Source organism: Vibrio makurazakiensis (assembly GCF_050337375.1).
Taxonomy (GTDB): Bacteria; Pseudomonadota; Gammaproteobacteria; order Enterobacterales; family Vibrionaceae; genus Vibrio; species Vibrio makurazakiensis.
This window is the reverse complement of record NZ_JAKJSW010000079.1, coordinates 1-18,593: the sequence shown is the minus strand read 5'-3', so window position 1 is coordinate 18,593 and position 18,593 is coordinate 1. Positions and strand designations below refer to the sequence as shown.

At 42.4% G+C, this 18,593-nt stretch carries 12 protein-coding genes and 3 pseudogenes; 9 read left to right on the top strand and 6 right to left on the bottom strand.

The genetic code is table 11. The annotated features are described in order from the left end of the window. On the top strand, positions 1-437 hold a 437-nt coding region (locus tag L4C33_RS10940; protein ID WP_428812468.1), incomplete at its 5' end, for an efflux RND transporter periplasmic adaptor subunit. Between the two features lie 12 nt (positions 438-449). Further along, positions 450-3,512, top strand: a complete 3,063-nt coding sequence (locus L4C33_RS10935) for an efflux RND transporter permease subunit (protein ID WP_428812467.1) — start codon at positions 450-452, stop codon at positions 3,510-3,512. Between the two features lie 59 nt (positions 3,513-3,571). On the opposite strand, the pseudogene L4C33_RS10930 reads toward L4C33_RS10935, so the two are convergent. The 3 pseudogenes from L4C33_RS10930 to L4C33_RS10920 form a co-directional block, all read right to left on the bottom strand. After that, positions 3,572-4,726, bottom strand: a pseudogene (locus tag L4C33_RS10930) (methyl-accepting chemotaxis protein); the annotation flags it as partial. Positions 4,727-4,795: 69 nt separating this feature from the next. Then, positions 4,796-4,999 (bottom strand): annotated as a pseudogene (locus L4C33_RS10925) (methyl-accepting chemotaxis protein); the annotation flags it as partial. A 218-nt stretch (positions 5,000-5,217) separates the two neighbouring features. Next, positions 5,218-6,437, bottom strand: a pseudogene (locus tag L4C33_RS10920) (aromatic amino acid transport family protein). Positions 6,438-6,855: 418 nt separating this feature from the next. Between L4C33_RS10920 and L4C33_RS10915 the strand changes: the two are divergent. The 3 genes from L4C33_RS10915 (at position 6,856) to L4C33_RS10905 (ending at position 8,984) form a co-directional block, all read left to right on the top strand. After that, positions 6,856-6,978, top strand: a complete 123-nt coding sequence (locus tag L4C33_RS10915; RefSeq protein ID WP_428812466.1) for a hypothetical protein — start codon at positions 6,856-6,858, stop codon at positions 6,976-6,978. 87 nt (positions 6,979-7,065) lie between these two features. Next, on the top strand, positions 7,066-7,659 hold the full coding sequence (locus tag L4C33_RS10910) for an acyl carrier protein phosphodiesterase (protein ID WP_428812465.1): 594 nt from the start codon (positions 7,066-7,068) through the stop codon (positions 7,657-7,659). Between the two features lie 53 nt (positions 7,660-7,712). Continuing rightward, positions 7,713-8,984, top strand: a complete 1,272-nt coding sequence (locus L4C33_RS10905) for a DEAD/DEAH box helicase (RefSeq protein WP_428812464.1) — start codon at positions 7,713-7,715, stop codon at positions 8,982-8,984. A gap of 140 nt (positions 8,985-9,124) precedes the next feature. Here the strand turns inward: L4C33_RS10905 and L4C33_RS10900 are convergent, their stop codons facing one another. Beyond that, positions 9,125-9,871: a TetR/AcrR family transcriptional regulator gene (locus L4C33_RS10900; RefSeq protein ID WP_428812463.1), complete on the bottom strand. Its 747-nt coding sequence runs from the start codon at positions 9,869-9,871 to the stop codon at positions 9,125-9,127. Between the two features lie 156 nt (positions 9,872-10,027). Here L4C33_RS10900 and L4C33_RS10895 point away from each other — a divergent pair, with 156 nt between their 5' ends. The 4 genes from L4C33_RS10895 to L4C33_RS10880 all read left to right on the top strand — a co-directional run bounded on the left by L4C33_RS10895 (position 10,028) and on the right by L4C33_RS10880 (position 16,707). Beyond that, complete coding sequence (locus L4C33_RS10895; protein WP_428812462.1) at positions 10,028-11,116, top strand: efflux RND transporter periplasmic adaptor subunit; 1,089 nt, start codon at positions 10,028-10,030, stop codon at positions 11,114-11,116. After that, a complete protein-coding gene (locus L4C33_RS10890) occupies positions 11,116-12,171 on the top strand; it encodes an efflux RND transporter periplasmic adaptor subunit (protein ID WP_428812461.1) in 1,056 nt (351 codons plus the stop codon). The genes L4C33_RS10895 and L4C33_RS10890 overlap by 1 nt, the downstream gene beginning before the upstream one ends. Continuing rightward, complete coding sequence (locus L4C33_RS10885) at positions 12,168-15,224, top strand: efflux RND transporter permease subunit (protein WP_428812460.1); 3,057 nt, start codon at positions 12,168-12,170, stop codon at positions 15,222-15,224. The genes L4C33_RS10890 and L4C33_RS10885 overlap by 4 nt, the downstream gene beginning before the upstream one ends. A gap of 190 nt (positions 15,225-15,414) precedes the next feature. Then, positions 15,415-16,707 (top strand): alpha/beta fold hydrolase, encoded by a 1,293-nt coding sequence (locus tag L4C33_RS10880; RefSeq protein WP_428812459.1) that lies wholly within the window; start codon positions 15,415-15,417, stop codon positions 16,705-16,707. Between the two features lie 150 nt (positions 16,708-16,857). Here the strand turns inward: L4C33_RS10880 and L4C33_RS10875 are convergent, their stop codons facing one another. Together L4C33_RS10875 and L4C33_RS10870 are read right to left on the bottom strand one after the other, a co-directional pair. Beyond that, a complete protein-coding gene (locus L4C33_RS10875; RefSeq protein ID WP_428812458.1) occupies positions 16,858-17,781 on the bottom strand; it encodes an amino acid ABC transporter permease in 924 nt (307 codons plus the stop codon). Positions 17,782-17,871: 90 nt separating this feature from the next. Beyond that, complete coding sequence (locus L4C33_RS10870; RefSeq protein WP_428812457.1) at positions 17,872-18,591, bottom strand: transporter substrate-binding domain-containing protein; 720 nt, start codon at positions 18,589-18,591, stop codon at positions 17,872-17,874. Positions 18,592-18,593: the final 2 nt, after the last annotated feature.

Below are 18,593 nucleotides of genomic sequence, written 5' to 3'. Positions count from 1 at the left end.
AGTCTGTACAAGTGATTATTCCAGCATTAAACGACACGGTTTTCATTGGACAGATTTCTGAAATTGGCGCAGTAGTGCAAAAGGGTAATGCATACGCCGTGACTCTGTTGCTTGAGGAGCCAATCGCGGCACTTCGTAATGGTATGTCTGCGAACATCCAATTTAGTATCGGTAGCGCAAGCCAAGATGTAGTTCTGCTGCCGTTAACTGCGTTTGATTTTGGTGACCGCACTTACAGCGAAAGCACTAATAATGCAGCTATTTACGTTGTTTCTCCTGAAACACTGACGCTAGAAAAGCGCTACGTAGAAACTAAGCAGAATATTAATAATGAAGTGGTGGTTCTGAATAACCTGAAAGAAGGTGAGTTAATTGTAACTGCAGGTGTACCGTTCTTGTATGAAGGACAACAAGTGACATTGTGGGAAGGGCTRTAAGGTACTTTCATTATGTATAAAATTACTGAACTGGCACTAAAATACGAACGCTTTACGCAAGTATTCCTGATCATGCTGTTCGCTTTAGGTGTCRGCACTTTCAATAATGCACCGAGCAAAGAAGATCCTGAAATATTGATCCGAAGTGCCGTTGTCGTGGCACAATTTCCTGGCATGTCACCGGATAGAATTGAAAACTTCATAACTAAGCCGCTTGAACGTGAAATTAAGCAAATCCCTGAAGTTACCGAAATTAAATCGTGGTCAAGAACGGGTGTCGCTCAAATAACCGTTACAGTTCACGACAAATACTTCAATTTACAGCCCATTTGGGACACGTTACGTAATCGAATGGACAGTATGCGTGGCGAGTTGCCTGAGGGTACTATCGGGCCAATGGTCAATGATGAGTTTGGCCGTGTATATTCAGCTACAATTGCGTTATCTGGAGAGGGGTATTCAGATAGAGAACTGCGTAAAACGGCTGAAAACCTTCAGGATCGATTAAGTAGCATTAATACCGTGTCTCAAGTTGAGCTTTACGGTGTAAATGAAGAGCGGATCTGGATAAAAGCGAAGAACGGTGCGTTCGAAAACGAGAAGTTTCAATTCCGTCAGATCGTAAGTGCGTTACAAGCCCGCAATGTGGTTTTACCGGGTGGCAATATTCAAAGCAACTCTTTGCAAATTGAAATTGAGCCAACAGGTAACTTCAATAGCGTCGATGAAATCTTGAACCTTGATTTACAAGAACGAGATTCAGGTAATACGGTTTATCTGCGCGATCTCGCGGAAGTTGAACGTGGTTATGAAGACCCATTTAACACGCCAGTTTACTTCAACGGTAAGAAAGCGATTGTTATTGCAGCGTCAATGGCGTCGGGGAGTCAAAGTGATGTGTTCGGTACAAAGGTTCAAGATTTTATTGAACTAAGCCAGCAGCAATTACCTGTCGGAATGACTCTAGAGTTAGCGACTTTCCAGCCAGAAAAAGTCGAAGCTTCAGTCAGTTCTGCAACGTCAAACCTAATGCAAACGGTTGGGGTTGTTCTTGCCGTTGTGATGGTTTTCCTTGGCGTTCGTATGGGGCTGATTGTAGGAAGTATCGTTCCGTTAACTATCTTGCTGACAGTGATTGGGATGTCGTTATGGGGCGTTGAGCTTCAAAGGATGTCAATTGCTGCAATTATCATATCTCTAGGCTTACTTGTTGATAACGGCATCGTTATTGCGGAATACATTAAGAGCAAAATATCTCAGGGTGTAGACAGAGTTGAAGCTGCGGTTGGTGCATCTAAATCGATGGCAGTTCCGTTGTTAACTTCATCGCTGACTACGATCTTAGCCTTTATGCCATTGTTGCTTGCACAAGATGTAACAGGGGAGTATTTACGCTCACTGTCGCAAGTGATCACCATTGCTTTATTGTCGTCATGGTTCTTATGTTTGTTTGCTACGCCAGTTATGTGTGTGTGGTTTATCAAACCAAGTAAAGAAGCGCATAAAGCCAAGCCTGAGTCTAAGTTTCATCATGTTTATCGTAAAATTATTAAGGCGATATTACGCGTACGTCTACTGACTCTAACCACAGTATTAGTGATATTCGCGATTTCCCTTTACGGTTTCAAATTCATTACTGTGCAATTTATGCCGGGTTCTGAACGAAACCAGTATCTAGTATTTGTTGACCTGCCCGCAGGTAGCAGAATTGAAGAAACTGATAAAGTAACTGAGCGCCTGAACGATTGGTTGCTAGATAAAGAAGCAAACCCAGAAGTTACGAGTACGGTTCGTTACGTAGGTGATGGTGGCCCTAGGTTTTTCCTTGCGTTATCTCCTGTAGATCGCGCACCAAATCGTGCTTTTATGGTGGTTAATACGACTGACTTCGAAGCCGCTGCCGATATGGTGCGAAAAACGAATCAGTTCATGGCGACCAATATGCCTCAGGCAAGTGGCCAGGCGAAGCGTATGTGGCTCGGTGGAACGGAACTTGGTTTAGTTGAATATCAGGTTGTAGGTAAAGATATTGATACCATTCGTGGAATAGCCCGTGAGATTGAGATCGCTTTACGCAAAGTTCCGGGTGCTGTTGGGGTTGCGAGTGACTGGGAAAATAACGTTCCGAAGTTAATCTTAAATATCGACCAAGCTCAGGCGTTACGCGCTGGTGTAACAAGTCGCGATATCGCTACCAGTTTGGATAGCTATTTACGTGGTCATGAAGTTACGAGTTTTCGTGACGATGAAGACGTAATTCCTGTCATGGTAGGAGCTTCTGATGATGAGAAGGTACTTGATAAACTCTTTACCACACAAATAGTTGCATCAGGTAGTGGTGAGTCACTTCCTCTTATTCAGTTTGCAACGGTGGAAGCGGTGAGTGAACCTTCGGTGATTCGACGCTTTAATCTAGAACGAACAGTAACCATTAGYGTGAAACACGAGACGCTACAAGCAAGTGAGTTAAACAAGCTGATTCAGCCAACACTAGAACAGCTTGACGTTCCACCTGGCTACCGTATTGATCTAGGTGGCGAGCTGAAAGGTGCAAGTAAAGCCAACGGTGCTTTGTTTGGTTATTTACCGCAGTGCTTTGGCGTCATGATCTTACTGCTATTGCTGCAGTTTAATTCGATCCGTCGTCCGGCAATTATTTTGCTTACGATACCGCTATCTTTGATTGGTGCGGTAAGTGGTTTGCTTATTATGGATGCGTATTTTACGTTCCCAGCAATGTTAGGTATTTTCAGTCTGGCGGGAATCATAATCAATAATGGCATTGTGTTAATAGACTGCATTGAACAGAACCGCGATAGCGGTATGACGATCAATGAGTCGGTTGTTGAAGCCTGCGTAACACGTTTCCGCCCAATTGTTATGACAACACTTACGACTATCTTAGGTTTAGTTCCGTTGGCAGTATCGGGCGGTGAGTTTTGGTACTCGATGTCGATAGTGATGATTTTTGGTATGGCTGTCGGAACCTTGCTTACACTTGGCGTAGTACCTGTTCTATATACTTTGTTCTTTAGAGAAAAGAGTAGGAAGACAGTACAAGCTCTCGCTAATTAGAAAAACAAAAAAACAGGACTCAATAGAGTCCTGTTTTTATTTTAGGGTTGGTAACTGAATTATGCAGTTCGATAGCGCTCTAGGGTAACGGCTAGCGACTGAGAAGCTTTAGTCAGGTTAGAAACACCAACTGAAGAGTCTCTAGCAACATCACGAATCGTATTTGATTGAGTTCGAATATCGTTTAACTCGGCCGCAATATTGTTGGCAACACTGCTTTGTTCGTCGGCAGAAGTCGCTATTTGAATACTCATGTCCATTAGTGAGCGCGCTGAGTTAGCAATTGACGTTACATCATGCCCAATCTCAGTAATTAGCTGACTACTGGTTTGCGCTTGATGAACAGTATCGTTTGTTATGTTTGCTATCGTCTTACTTTCTGCTTGGAGTTTTTCAATCATAGATTGAATTTCAACCGTTGCAGATTGAGTTCGACTTGCCAATGTTCTTACTTCATCAGCTACGACCGCAAAACCACGACCTTGTTCGCCGGCACGAGCAGCTTCAATTGCAGCATTCAGTGCTAACAAATTCGTTTGTTCTGATATTGCGTTTATCGTTGTCACCATGTCATTAATCTGGTGAGTGTTCTCGTTAAGGCTCGTCACCGACGTAGATGTTTTCTCTATATAGGAAGATAGTGTCGTAATCTCAGAAATAGCTTGCTGAACTTTTGCATGGCTGGCGTCTACGTGCTGTGTGTCTTGTTCAGTTTGTTGCGTTGATCGTTGTGAAATCCCAGATACTTCAAGCGCTGAAGCCGTCATTTGATCCATAGCCGTCGCGACAGAATCCAGAGAAGCATATTGGCTAGAAATCTGTTGTTCGCTCAATGCCATTTCTTGCTCAAAAGAAGAAGATGTTTCACTTAACATCGATGCGTTAGCATTCACGTCATTAATCAGTTCACTTAGAGTGTCCATTGATTTATCAAGTGCGCACCCGATAGTACCGAACTCATCTCTACCCGGATGAAAACCAAGCCGAGACGTTAAATCGCCTTCACCAATTTTCTCTGTTGTGGTGAATAGAACCCAAAGGGCACCACCTAAGAATGTAGCGACCCAGTAAACAAAAATGCCAAATGGAACAGCCCAAAGGTACGTAAGCAGCAAAGTGTAGAGTGCAGACTGTTTTTTCTCAATGCTATCCGGTGATTTCAAAGATAAAGAATAGTAATTCCCATCATTGCCTTTACTGGTTGCAGTCGCAAAGTTGTTCACTAGGTGAGTCGGAGAGGGAGATGAAGCTTTAGTCAGTGAAGGGTGCTCTGATGGTATTAAACTACTAACACTTAAAATGCCTGACAGTTTGTACTCGGCTTGCTGTTTCGCCTGTAAGTCTATCTGCTCCAAAGTATTGAAATAGCGCGAACCAGCCGTGACTGAGATGGCTGTTAGGAATAGTAAAAATATTACCCACATCTTGTCGTTAATAGACATCTTGATAAACAAGCGATCTATCGTTCGAAACTGTACTTCTTTCATTTTCGTCCCTCTGTCATGTTATCTGGCAAACTTTATAAAAAAACTWGTGATAAAAATGCGACAGATGGCTAATATTTATGAAATGAATGAAACGTTATTATATTGGAACGTGAGATTGATCGATTTAACGAGGTGTTAGCTGCTAGAGAGAAAATGAAATGACTGGCAGCAACTGCTGAGGTAGTCGCTGCCAGTGGTAATGCTAGTGAATGAGATTATTAGCCTAGAGCTGGAATAATACCCATAGAGATCATTATCTGGCATCCGATGATCATGATGCCGATGGCTCCTGTAATTAACAATGAAGCCTGCCCACCTTTTACTTGATATACGGTTCCCGTTTGCGCCGTAACAAGTTGGTTATTCGAACGAACGCGGAAAGTCATAATTGCCGGCAATAGAACAGCTAACACTGCAAGTGCTATTGCCGCATAACCTAGAGCCATAATAAAGCCTTGCGGGTAAAATAGAGCGAAGCCTAGTGGTGGATAAAGGTGATYAAAGCCGTCTTTAGTCGTTTACCTTGGCCTAGTTTAGTACTTAACGAGTCACCCATAAATTCGAATAAACCAAGGCTTACACCAATGAATGAAGTCAAAAGTGCAAGGTCAGCGAATACACCAACAATATGGCTTAAGTTCGATTGCTGCACGGTTTGAGACAGAGAAACGAGCAACGCGCCTAGGCTAGAATCCATTAATAGTTGCTCCTGACTTACTACGCCTAATGTGACTGATTGCCAGAAGATGTAAATAACAAGCGGGAGTGCCGAACCAACAATCATCACCTTTCTTAATGAACGTACGTCACCATTCAGGTAGTTAACAATAGATGGGATACTACCGTGGAAGCCAAAAGAGGTGAATACAACGGGAATAGCAGCAACGATAAGCCCTTGTTGTAAAGGCATGCTCAACAAGTACTGAGAAGTGATATTTGGAGCTAAAAAGCTTAGAACTAGAACCATGGCAATAAGTTTGCAGGTAAATAGAACGCGATTTACCTTATCAACGCTGTGCGTACCAATAGTCACAACCACTGCCACAAGTAAAGTAAAGAGCACAGTAGTTAACGTCGCATTGAGTTCGATGCCTGCGATATCGCTAATACGTTGATTGAACTGTGCACCCCCGCCCGCAATGTAGGCAGAACAAAGTGCATAAAAAAGAAACATAACGGAAAAACTCGCAACCCACTTTCCCTTTGTACCAAGTATCTTTTCCGCAAGGGTGTGTAATGTCGCACTACTATCAGCGTATTGATGCAATTCGACCATTAATAGCGCGGTGAAAGCCATAAGAACCCACAGCGCACCCATGATAATCAGTGATGTTGTGAAGCCAATACCCGCAGAAGCAAGTGGAAGAGCGAGCATACCAGCACCAATAGTGGTGCCAGCAATGATCAAAGTACTACCGAAAACCTTTGATTTTGTCATTGTATATAATTCTTTACGTTAGTGGTCTTTACTAGTGATTTATCCATACTGAATTATCATTATGGAGAGTCACTAACTGGTTTTAGGCTATTTTGTGGAATTATAAGGAATAAATCAATCAAATGTTCACTTTTTTAAACGGGGTGTGTATTGATTTTTTTACAGCAGGGTGGTTGCGTGTGATTTTTAACCAAGGCAAACGTTTAACCATGATTTACGTCATAGTTAGTTGTTCAATCGCTTTCTTATGACATAAAACTGTCATATATAAGAGTTACAAATGTGACAGTACAATAGGACGTATAAGTGCTATTTTGTACTTTCGCTGATTTGTCAGCTTCTACCTTTTGCTACGATCTGATCATCAGCAGTAGTTGTGTAGAAAGTTTGTTTTAAGTAAAGGAATGAAGAGGTCTATATGAGTGACCAATATGCAAATGAAGAAAACCTAGAACTTCTAGATGCAATGGAGATAGGTTTTAATTTGGCTGAATACGAATTTTCAACTTCAGCAGACGAAGAATTCTTAAACGCTGAATAGCGTTCTCTCTCTAAGAAACTTCAATACCCCCAAACCTCATTAAAGTGAGCTATTATTGCTCTACTTCCATTACTTTGATGAGGTTTAATGAACTACCTTGCTCACCTACACATCGCTGAATTTTGTCGAAGCAGCTTAGCAGGAAACCTGCTTGGTGACTTTGTAAAAGGTGACCCAGCGAAACAGTTTTCGCCTTCTTTAAGCAACGGTATTCGATTGCATCGTTTTGTTGATAGTTATACTGACTCCCACGATGTAGCTCGAAGCTGCAAAGCACTATTTTCAAAAGAAACCCGGCGCTTTGCTCCCATCGCGTTAGASGTGTTTTGGGACCACTTTCTCGCAAAAAATTGGCATAACTACCATTCGCTATCGCTCGGTGATTTTTGCTCGAATGCACATGAAAAAATAGATTCTGAAATCGAAATACATTGGCCTGAGCGCTTTAAGTTTGTCCATGAAAAAATGTGGCAAGGCGAGTGGTTAAAGTCCTACCGAGAGTTGGAATCAATAGAGTTGGTTTTGGATCGAATGGCAACTCGAAGGCCAAAACTAGAACCGCTTCGCCACTGTTACGCTACAATCGAGAATGAGTATGAGACATTACAGCGTAACTTTGAGTTAATATATCCTGATATTTTAGAAAAAGCCCACGAATTCAATCGACAAACTAGTGCCTGAAATTGCCAGTTTTGTTACAATCCGCGCCTATTTTATTTTGAGCTTTAATCACTATGTCTGAAATTGTAAAACCTTTCGATCAACTTGGTCTGTCTAGTCAGTTGCTAGAAACATTGTCTGAACTTCACTTCACGCAACCTACCAGTGTGCAAGAGCAGGCAATTCCTTTGGTTTTGGAAGGTAAAGATGTACTGGCGGGGGCTCAAACTGGAACTGGTAAAACTGCAGCTTTTGGTTTACCAATTATCCAACGCTTAATCGAAACTCAAGACCGTGTCATTCCAAATCCCAAATTGGTACGTGCGCTTGTATTAGTTCCAACGCGAGAACTCGCTCAGCAAGTATTTGATAACTTGATCAGCTATGCAAAAGGTACAGATCTTAAAATCGTTGTGGCTTACGGCGGTACGAGCATGAAAGTCCAGACTGATAATTTAAAAGCGGGTGCGGATATTTTGGTCGCGACGCCGGGTCGTTTAATTGATCATATGTTTACCAAGAACATCATGTTAAGCCAAACAGAAGTACTCGTTCTTGATGAAGCTGACCGTATGCTAGATATGGGCTTTATGCCAGATATCAAACGTATTTTGAAACGTATGAATGAAACGCGTCAGACTCTATTCTTCTCAGCGACATTTGATAGCAAGATCAAATCTATCGCTCATCGTATGATGGTATCGCCAAACGAAATACAAGTTACGCCAAAAAATAGTACCGCCGAGACGGTTAAACAAATGGTGTACCCGGTTGATAAAAAGCGTAAAAGTGAGTTGTTGGCTTATCTAATTGGGTCTAAAAATTGGCAGCAAGTGTTGGTTTTTACAAAAACTAAGCAGGGTACAGATGCCCTTGTTAAAGAGCTGAAACTTGACGGCATTAAAGCGGCTTCTATTAATGGTGATAAGAGCCAAGGAGCGCGCCAAAAAGCATTGGACGATTTTAAATCGGGTAAAGTGCGTGCATTGATAGCAACAGATGTAGCGGCTCGTGGTATCGACATTCAACAGCTTGAGCAAGTTGTTAACTACGACATGCCATACAAAGCTGAAGATTACGTTCACCGTATTGGTCGTACCGGCCGTGCTGGTAATAGTGGCTTAGCTATTTCTTTAATGAGTCATGATGAAGCTTATCTATTAGGCGCTATTGAAAGACTGTTAGATACTCGTTTACCACAAGAGTGGTTAGAGGGCTTTGAACCTAGCCCAGAGCAAGATGTTAGCTCTGAACGTGGTGGTCGTGGTAAAAGCCGTTCGTCTGAAAAGCGTAAGATGAAAGCCAAGTTAAAGATTCACGAGGGTCGTGGTAAAGCTCGCCGATAAGGGCATCACACCAACACGTTATCAAAAATTAAAAGCGCCATTACTTCGTAGTAATGGCGCTTTTTTATTTGTTCTATATCGGCGAGTGGGTAGGTATCAATGTAGATCAAACTTTAACTTAAGAGACGATTACTAAGGATTTAAGACACCTGAGCGATTTCGTCCTGCTTGCACTTCCACTCGCAAGGTACATCATAGATGAGATCTTCTAGCTTACTCGGTTTGAGTTCCCAATCACTGCCGATCTTGAACTGAGTCACCATTTGCTGATTAAACATCTGCCAATGCCTCATTAGCGCTTCTTCAGGCAAAATTGCAGTCTCACCTTGGCTCCAGGTACTCTCCATAAATGGCGTTAAACAAACAGCGCCATTTGCGAACATGATCATTTGCCACTTAATCTCGTAGATATTGACGGCACGATCAGGGTTAGCTTCATTATATTGTTGAGCTAAACCTAACAGCTCGTGCTCTATATCACCGACGTTGTCGATAAAGTAGTCCACAAGGTTATCTTTTTGACGAATTGAATCTGACAGTAATTGCATCGGTTTACGAGACAACACCATATTGGTAAACAAACGCATAGCAAAAAGGTAAATCGCTACATTCGGCGCTGCGTCTTTCGGCAATTCTTGCATAATTCGGCTGATATAGGCTTGGAAATACCTATGTAAGTTATCGCTGATCGCGTGCCAAATCTTTTCTTTACTACCAAAGTGATGGCGAATAAGGCTGTGAGACACACCTGCTTTTTCGCTGATATTACGTAGCGATACACGCTCATACCCTGAGTCACAAAACATCTCTGCGGCTACGGTCATTATTTGAAAACGTGTTTCTTCAGCGTCTTTTGCGCTGCGTCTACCTTGCTTCTTTTCTGTCATATTAATTTCATATGGTCGGTTGATTACCACATTCTACACTGTTTTCACTGAAATAAAAAATACTGCACACCTGGAAAGTAAAGCTTGTTAATTCTATAATTTTAAATATACTGCACACCTGTGTAATAAATCATAATAATTAACTGGAGAAGCATAATGCAATCCATATTGTCTATTCGATCAAACCCTATACGAACTATAGTCGGTGCTTTTTCAGCGTTGCTTTTAGTTTCATCTATAGCGGGCTGTAACAACGTTCAGTCAGAAGAAACCGAGCATATAATTAAGCCTGTAAAGCTGTTTGAAATCCCACAACAAACCGATATTGAGCTCGATAGCTTCATTGCGAAAATTGACGCGACAGACCGTGCGGCTCTTTCATTTCAAGTTGGCGGCGAGATAGAAACATTTTCTGTACGTATGGGGCAGGAAGTGAAAAAAGGCGAACTATTAGCCGTTTTAGATTCCACTGACTTTCGTATTGCTGTTGACGCAGCAAAAGCTAAATTTGATTTAGCGCATAGCCAGTATCAGCAAGCGTCAGAGCTTTATGAAAAGAAGTTGGTGAGTACAGATTACTTCGACCAAGCTTTGAATTCATTTACAGCAGCAGAAGTTGAACTCGATCAGGCAAAAACCAACCTTAGCTACACCAATTTAGTTGCACCGTTTGATGGTGTTGTCTCAATGGTTTTTGGTAAGCAGTATCAGTTGATTGCTGAAAAGCAGCCCGTGCTAAATATCCTTAATCACAAACAAATGGATGTGACTTTTTCAATTCCACTTTCTAAGCTGGAAGACCGCTCAATTGAAGAACTGATTAATTCGAATATGTGGGTGGTAATGGATAGCCATAGAGCGACTCGTATTCCTACGCGTTTTAAAGAAATCTCAACACAGCCAGACGAAGATACCAATAGCTATCAAGCGGTCGTATCAATTGAAAAGCCTAGCGATATAAACCTACTTTCCGGTATGACAGCTCAAGTTGAGGTGCAACGCCATAAATCCGAATCAGGCATCGATATCGTTAACTCTGCATGGGTAAGCAAAGGCGATAATCAAGGAGAACTTTGGCGCTACAACCCTACGTCTCAAGTGATTTCTAAAGTACAAGTTATGCTAAATCAAAATGGCAATGTTATTGCGGGTTTATCAGCGGGTGATCTGATTGTAGAAGCTGGTGTGGATGTATTAATGGATGGTCAGCAAGTTAAAGCCTGGCTACGCGAAGGAGGCATTTGATGAAGCTATCTAAATTATCACTCGTTGTTGCTTCAGCAATCATGCTTCAAGCTTGCAATAGTGAACTAGAACATCGTGAGCAACCTCAACTGACTGTTGCTACTTATCAAGTCGGCGAGCCTATCAAAGAGCAGTACCGTAGCTTTAACGGTCAAGTGATGGCTGCAGAGCTGACACCTTTAGCGTTCCGTTTATCAGGTGAAATTAATCAAGTATTAGTTGAAGCAGGAGATGTTGTTCAAAGAGGTCAGTTATTAGCGACTTTAGACAACAACACTTATCAGCAAGACCTTATTGATGCAGAGTCCCAATATAAACTGGCGACCAAACAGCTATCTCGTGGGACAGAAATGCTCAGTAGCAAAATGCTGTCTCAATCAGAATACGATCAACTGACTGCTAACTATAAGCTTGCTCAAGCAAATCTAGCATCAGCACAGCAAAAGATGAGTTACACCAAACTGGTTGCCCCTTTTTCAGGCACTGTTTCAACCGTGGATAAAAAACAGTTTGAAACTGCAGCAACAGGGGAAACGTTACTGAGTTTGTACCAGAACGATAAAGTGTACGTTCGTATTCAAGTATCAGACACGATCTTGGCGGCAATTAGCCCAGACATGAGTTCAAACAAATACCAACCAAGTGCAAGTTTTGGTGGGCATACTGGCGAATATCCTTTGACCTACTTAGAACACACCAGTGAATTACACCCACAATCACGTACTTATGAGTTTTGGATGCAAATGCCTCAGCTTGAAAATGCAGTTTTACCGGGTACGAGTGTGACTGTAAATGTAGACATGGCAAAAGCAGGTCTAAGCGATGTCCAAGGTTATCAACTTCCAATGACGACGCTACAAGCGGGAGCTGAAGCTAACCAATTCTATGTTTGGAAACTAGAAGATGGTCAGGCGTACAAAAGTGAGGTTGAAGTTGAAAAGATCAGTGGTAAAGGAGCGCTTGTCGCTCATGGCGTTGAGCAAGGTGAAGAGCTGGTTAATTCGAACTTAAGAAAGCTTCGTGATGGAATGAAATTGTCAGGAAAAGCGCAATGAATATCGCAGAATACTCAATAAAAAATAAAGTCATTAGCTGGTTGTTTCTAGTTATTCTGGCGATAGGTGGGATCTCATCTTTTGGTAACTTATCACGTTTAGAAGATCCGGCTTTCACGATTAAAGATGCAATGATCATTTCAACTTACCCGGGTGCAAGCTCTATGGAAGTTGAAGAAGAATTGACGTACCCACTAGAGAAAGAAATCCGTCAGTTACCTTATATCGATAAGATCACTTCGACGTCTTCTAACGGTATGTCACAGATCATGGTCAGTATGAAGATGGATTACGGTCCGGATGAACTCCCACAAATATGGGATGAAATGCGCCGTAAGATTAACGACTTACAACCGACGCTGCCGACTGGTGTTAACTCCGTTCAAATTATTGATGATTTTGGTGATGTGTTTGGTGTGATGATCATGCTAACAGGTGACGGCTACGATTATGTTGAACTAAAGCAATACGCAGATTACTTAACTCGTGAAATTGAACTGGTTGAAGGGGTAGGTAAAGTAAGTATTGCTGGCGATCAACAAGAGCAACTGTTTGTTGAAATGTCGTTAGAGCGCCTTGCTGCACTTAACCTTGATATGTCTACAGTCACGTCGCTTCTGTCACAGCAAAACAGTGTTGTATCTGCTGGTGAAGTGATGCTTAACGGACAAAACTTAGCGATCAAACCCAATGGTACGCTAAGTACAGTCGAAGAACTTGAAAACCTGATCATCCACGGTCGTGATACTGGTAATCTTATTCGCCTTAAGGATGTTTCAACGGTATCTCGTGGTATCCAAGAAAAGCCGGGCAATGTACTGACTTATAACGGAAAGCCTGCGATTAACCTTGGTATTGCATTTTCTTCTGGTGTGAACGTTGTCGAAATTGGCCAAGCGCTGGATGCAGAGTTAGAGCGTTTAGAAAACATCAAACCAGCAGGCGTAGAACTGAATTACTTCTATAACCAAGCGCAAGAAGTTGATAAATCTGTCGCTGACTTCTTAGTGAGCTTAGGGCAGGCGGTCGCAATCGTAATTATCGTTCTACTGTTCGCTATGGGGCTGCGTAGTGGCTTGATTATTGGTTTAGTTTTACTTCTGACGGTGTTTGGTACCTTCATTTTGATGGACTATAACCAAGTAGAACTACACCGAATCTCACTTGGGGCATTGATCATTGCACTGGGTATGCTGGTGGATAATGCGATCGTTGTTGTAGAAGGGATCCTCGTAGGGCTTAAAAAGGGTAAGACGAAGCTTCAAGCTGCAAAAGACATTGTCACTCAAACGCAATGGCCACTGTTGGGTGCGACCATAATCGCAATCACCGCGTTTGCACCTATCGGTCTATCAAAAGATGCGACCGGTGAGTTCATGGGTTCACTATTCTGGGTTCTCTGCTTCTCATTGTTCCTGAGCTGGGTAACGGCACTTACTTTAACTCCGTTTCTTGCAGAAATGATGTTGAAAGAAGAAGACAAAGTAGATGTTAACGAAGACCCTTACAAAGGAATTTTGTTTGTTGTCTTTGGCGCTTCATTAAAGTTCGCTTTGCGCTTCCGTTGGTTAACCGTAATCAGCATGATTGTTTTGCTTGCTGTGTCAGTTGTTGGATTTGGTAAGGTGAAGCAGCAATTCTTCCCACCATCAAACACGCCAATGTTCTATGTGGACATGTGGATGCCGGAAGGCACTGATATCCGAGATACGATCAAGCAAACTAAAGAAATCGAAAGCTATATCCTTAAACAGGATAACGTTGAGTTTGTCACGACCACTGTTGGGCAGGGCATGCAGCGTTTTGCCTTAACGTACCAACCAGAGAAAAGCTACGAAGCTTATGGTCAGCTTCAAGTTCGTACGACTAACCGCGATACCATGTTTACCACATTGGAAGCGTTAGATAGAGATCTTGCGGTTAAATTTGAACAGCCGACTTTCCAATTTAAGTTGATTGAATTCGGTCCGTCACCGGCGTCAAAAATAGAAGCGCGCATCATTGGTGCTGATCCTCAGATATTACGCAATATCGCTGTGCAGGTAGAAGATATCTTATTGGCCGACCCGGGCTCTCGTAACGTTCGTCACGATTGGCGTGAGCGTACTAAAGAGTTAGTACCGTTGTTCAACGAATCAAAAGCGCGTCGCCTAGGTATATCGAAAACTGATTTGTCTCAAACACTACAAATGGCATTTGGTGGTTACAACATCGGTTTGCTACGTGATGGCACACACATGTTGCCTATCGTTGCTCGCTTACCAGAAGAAGAGCGTTTCGATTTCGAGTCATTGAATAACGTGAAAATCTGGAGCCCGTCACTGCAAACTTACATTCCAGTGGAGCAGGTTATTGATGGTGTTGAGCTTCAATGGTCGGAGCCATTAATTCAGCGCCGCGACAGAAAACGTACATTAACGGTTCTAGCTGATCACGATGTGTTGGGGAATGAAACGCCAGCAAGTTTGTTTGCGCGAGTAAAGCCTCAAGTAGAAGCGTTAGCTTTACCGGAAGGTTACAGCATTAATTGGGGTGGCGAATACGAAACATCTAAAGACGCACAAGAGTCCTTATTTGGTTCGTTACCTATGGGCTACTTACTGATGTTCATCATCACAATGTTGTTGTTTAACTCTGTACGTAAGCCTTTAGTTATTTGGTTCACTGTTCCGTTGTCGATTATTGGCGTTTCCATTGGTTTACTAGGTACTAATATGCCGTTTAGTTTCACAGCATTCTTAGGCTTATTGAGCTTGAGTGGCATGATCTTGAAGAATGGTATCGTATTGCTTGATCAAATCAACAGTGAGCTTTCGACAGGTAAAGACCCATATTTAGCGGTTGTAGATAGTGCAATTAGCCGTGTAAGACCAGTATCAATGGCGGCATTAACGACAATTTTAGGCATGATACCTTTGGTATTCGATGCATTTTTTGGCTCGATGGCAATTACAATAATGGCAGGCCTTGGCTTTGCTACGGTACTGACTTTGATTGTTGTACCTGTAATGTTCGCTATCTTATATAGAATCAAACCATCCACTGCCGGATAAAAGGATTTTTTAATCTCTGATTCTTTTGCCAAGCTCAACCTTCGGGTTGGGCTTTTTTTATAGATAAACATCTAGTTGTATGAGCTATAACGTCAGATAGAAGGCGCGAAATCGCAACATTGATGATAGTATTTTGATAATTAAGAAAAGATTAGCATTTGATACTGCTTGAAAAGAAAGGAAATATGACGTGCAAACGAGCTTTATAGATGGAACGATACTGTACCGACAGCATACTTTTGAATTACCACTTGATTACCAAAATCCACAACAGGCAACAATAGAGGTTTTCGCGAGAGAAGTTGTAAGCCTAGCGAAAGATAAACAAGATCTACCGTSGTTAGTGTATTTTCAAGGTGGTCCTGGCTTTCCTTCTCCACGTGCGAGTGGTGAATCAGGTTGGTTAAAGCGCGCATTGCAGGACTATCGAGTCTTACTGCTTGATCAACGCGGTACAGGTCTAAGTACGGTAGTGAACCAATCGACGTTGGCACACTTAGATCCAGAGCAGCAAGCTGAATACTTAGCGCATTTCCGAGTGGATAACATCGTTAGAGATGCAGAAGCGATTCGTAAACAGTTTGGTGTCGATAAATGGGCGACACTAGGCCAAAGCTTTGGCGGCTTCTGCACACTGACGTACCTATCACTGTTCCCTGATAGTTTGCTACGTTGTCACGTTACTGGTGGCATTCCTTCAATTACACGCCACGCAGATGATGTGTACCAGGCGACCTACCAACGTGTAATTGATAAAAACCAAGCATTCTTCGCTCAATTTCCTAAAGCACAAGAAATGTGTCAAGAAATCGCGGATCACCTAGTTGATAACGAAGTGACATTGCCTAATGGTCAGGTTTTTACGGTCGAGCAATTTCAATTAATCGGAATTAACTTAGGTCGTGGTGGCGCGAACATGCCAATGTACTTTACGCTAGAAAGTGCATTTGAAGTTGCGAATGGCACTAAGCAATTGAGCTACAGCTTCTTGAACCAGATGCAGCAAGAGCAGGGGTATTTAACAAACCCTATTTATGCAATTTTACATGAATCCATTTATTGCCAGGGTTTTGCGTCTCAGTGGTCTGCACACCGAGTAAGAGAAGAGTTTAGCCAGTTTAACTACCGATCAGGCCAACCATTTTTGTTCACTGGAGAAATGGTATACCCGTGGATGTTTGACCAACTACAAACGTTGAAACCACTGAAAGCTGCGGCTGAGTTACTGGCAACTAAGGACGATTGGTCGCCAGTGTATGACGCGCAAGTGCTAAAGAACAATACAGTGCCACTTGTCTGTGCCGTGTATGCCGATGATATGTATGTAGAGTTTGATTATAGCCGTGAAACGCTTGCGAACATTCCAATGTCTAAAGCGTGGATCACTAATGAATACGAACATAACGGTATTGGTGTTGATGGAGAAAGGATCTTAGGTCGCCTAATTGATATGTCGACTGAGCTTGAACACCTACCAAGATAATCAATAAGCATCAAAATCACTGATACTTTAGTGACAATGTAACGCAATTGTTTGTATTTAAAGCCCAGTATCCTACTTATAGGTCACTGGGCTTTTTAATGTGGTGGTATAGGGGAGCGTCGTATTTACATGAGTCGCTAGTGTGGCGATTTAGCGAGTCAGGTGCCGAACACTTCGCTTTTCAATACGCTTAAACAAACGGGAAAGTGTAAAACACAAAACAAAATAGACAGCGCCAATAATCAACCAAATTTCAAAAACTAACCCCGATGAATTCGCTATTTCTGTACCGACAAACGTCATTTCCTGAATAGAGATAAGTGAAACGATTGAGGTGTCTTTCACTAAAGAAATAGCCTGACCAGCAAGTGGTGGGGTTGTCGCCGTTAAAACTTGTGGGCCAATAACGTAACGATATTTACTATAAGTTGATAAGCCTAAAGAGTCAGCCGCTTCCCATTGTCCTTTTTCTATGCCCTCTAAACCCGCTCTCACCACTTCAGCTATATAAGCCGAAGACAGCAAACCGATACAAATGACGCCTGATGCTAAATTTTCCCATAAGTTGGGTGCGCCGAACAGAAACTGCTGTATAGGATTAAGCTCGCCGCGATAATCGCGTAATAAGGATTCTAACCCCAGTAACGGGATCAATTGGTTAGAGATAAAGAAATAGAAAATAAACACAAACACCAAAGGCGGAATGTTACGTACTAATTGTATGAATAGTAGTGCTGGTGCTCTGAATATTCGGATTTTAGAGTGTCGTGCAACCCCGATTACAACACCTAAAGTCAGGGCTAATACTAAGCTCCATACACTTAATCGAATGGTGGCAATTAAGCCTTGAAAGAAGTAAGGAGCGCCACCGTCTTTGGGGGATGTGAAGATCAAGTTAATAGCGTCTAGCCAACGCCAGTTATAGTTGATGCCAATGGATGATCTATAGAGGATCCAACTAGAAAAAATCACTAAAACAGCGATCAACGCAAAGTCGAGCGTGTTCAAACGTTGATACCAATAACGGTGTCTCGTTAATTTATTTGCGTTAGAAGCGAGGTTAGTTTGACCCACAAAATTGCCTATTTAATTCTCAATTGGCAGCTACCAAAGTTCTAATAGCTGCCAGTATTTAGGTAAGAAGTGATTGAATCAACAAGGCTATTATTGACCTTGTGCAATCTGATCTTGCCAATCTAGTGTTGCGAACCAGTATTCGTAGCGTTCATGTAGCCAGCCGTCAGCCGTGCGATCTTCAATCCATTGGTTAAAGAACTCAGCTTTGTCAGTTTCACCTAAACGAACAGCAAACGCTTCATTACCTTTAGATAAACGCTCTTGGAATGGGATAAATAGAGTGTCACTATTTTTGATGGTTTCGTGCTCTGGTTTTGGGCTTGATGCGATAACCGCATGTGCGTTTCCATTTAGTACTTCTTGGAATGCTTGAGCATCGTCATCGAATTGAAGAACCTTTGCTTTAGGGAACGTCTCACGTGCAACTTGAACAGTGAAAGCGCCTCGGCGCGCTGCAATTTTCACTCTACGAGAGTTGAAATCAGAAATTTGGTCGAACCCTTCAGCTAACTCTTTGTTCGCAGCCAGCTGAACACCGGAATGTGAATAAGGAGCAGTGAATAGAACGCTTTTAGCACGAGCTTCAGTAATCGACATTCCACCAATGATCACATCAAACTTCTGAGAAAGCAGTGATGGAATAATGCCATCCCATGCCGTTGGTACAAATTCCACTTTCCAACCTGAGTCTTTCGCTAATCGTTTAGCGACGTCAATTTCAAACCCAACCAAGTCACCTTGTTTGTCTCGCATCGCCCAAGGAACAAAGGTAGACATTCCGACACGTAAAGTACCGCGTTCATTTATCT

Excerpts from the sequence above, each read along its gene's own strand:
- L4C33_RS10885 (WP_428812460.1), top strand. The coding sequence starts at position 12,168 with ATGAATATCGCAGAATACTCAATAAAAAATAAAGTCATTAGCTGGTTG.
- L4C33_RS10900 (WP_428812463.1), bottom strand. The coding sequence starts at position 9,871 with ATGACAGAAAAGAAGCAAGGTAGACGCAGCGCAAAAGACGCTGAAGAA.
- L4C33_RS10895 (WP_428812462.1), top strand. The coding sequence starts at position 10,028 with ATGCAATCCATATTGTCTATTCGATCAAACCCTATACGAACTATAGTC.
- L4C33_RS10915 (WP_428812466.1), top strand. The coding sequence starts at position 6,856 with ATGAGTGACCAATATGCAAATGAAGAAAACCTAGAACTTCTAGATGCA.
- L4C33_RS10890 (WP_428812461.1), top strand. The coding sequence starts at position 11,116 with ATGAAGCTATCTAAATTATCACTCGTTGTTGCTTCAGCAATCATGCTT.
- L4C33_RS10905 (WP_428812464.1), top strand. The coding sequence starts at position 7,713 with ATGTCTGAAATTGTAAAACCTTTCGATCAACTTGGTCTGTCTAGTCAG.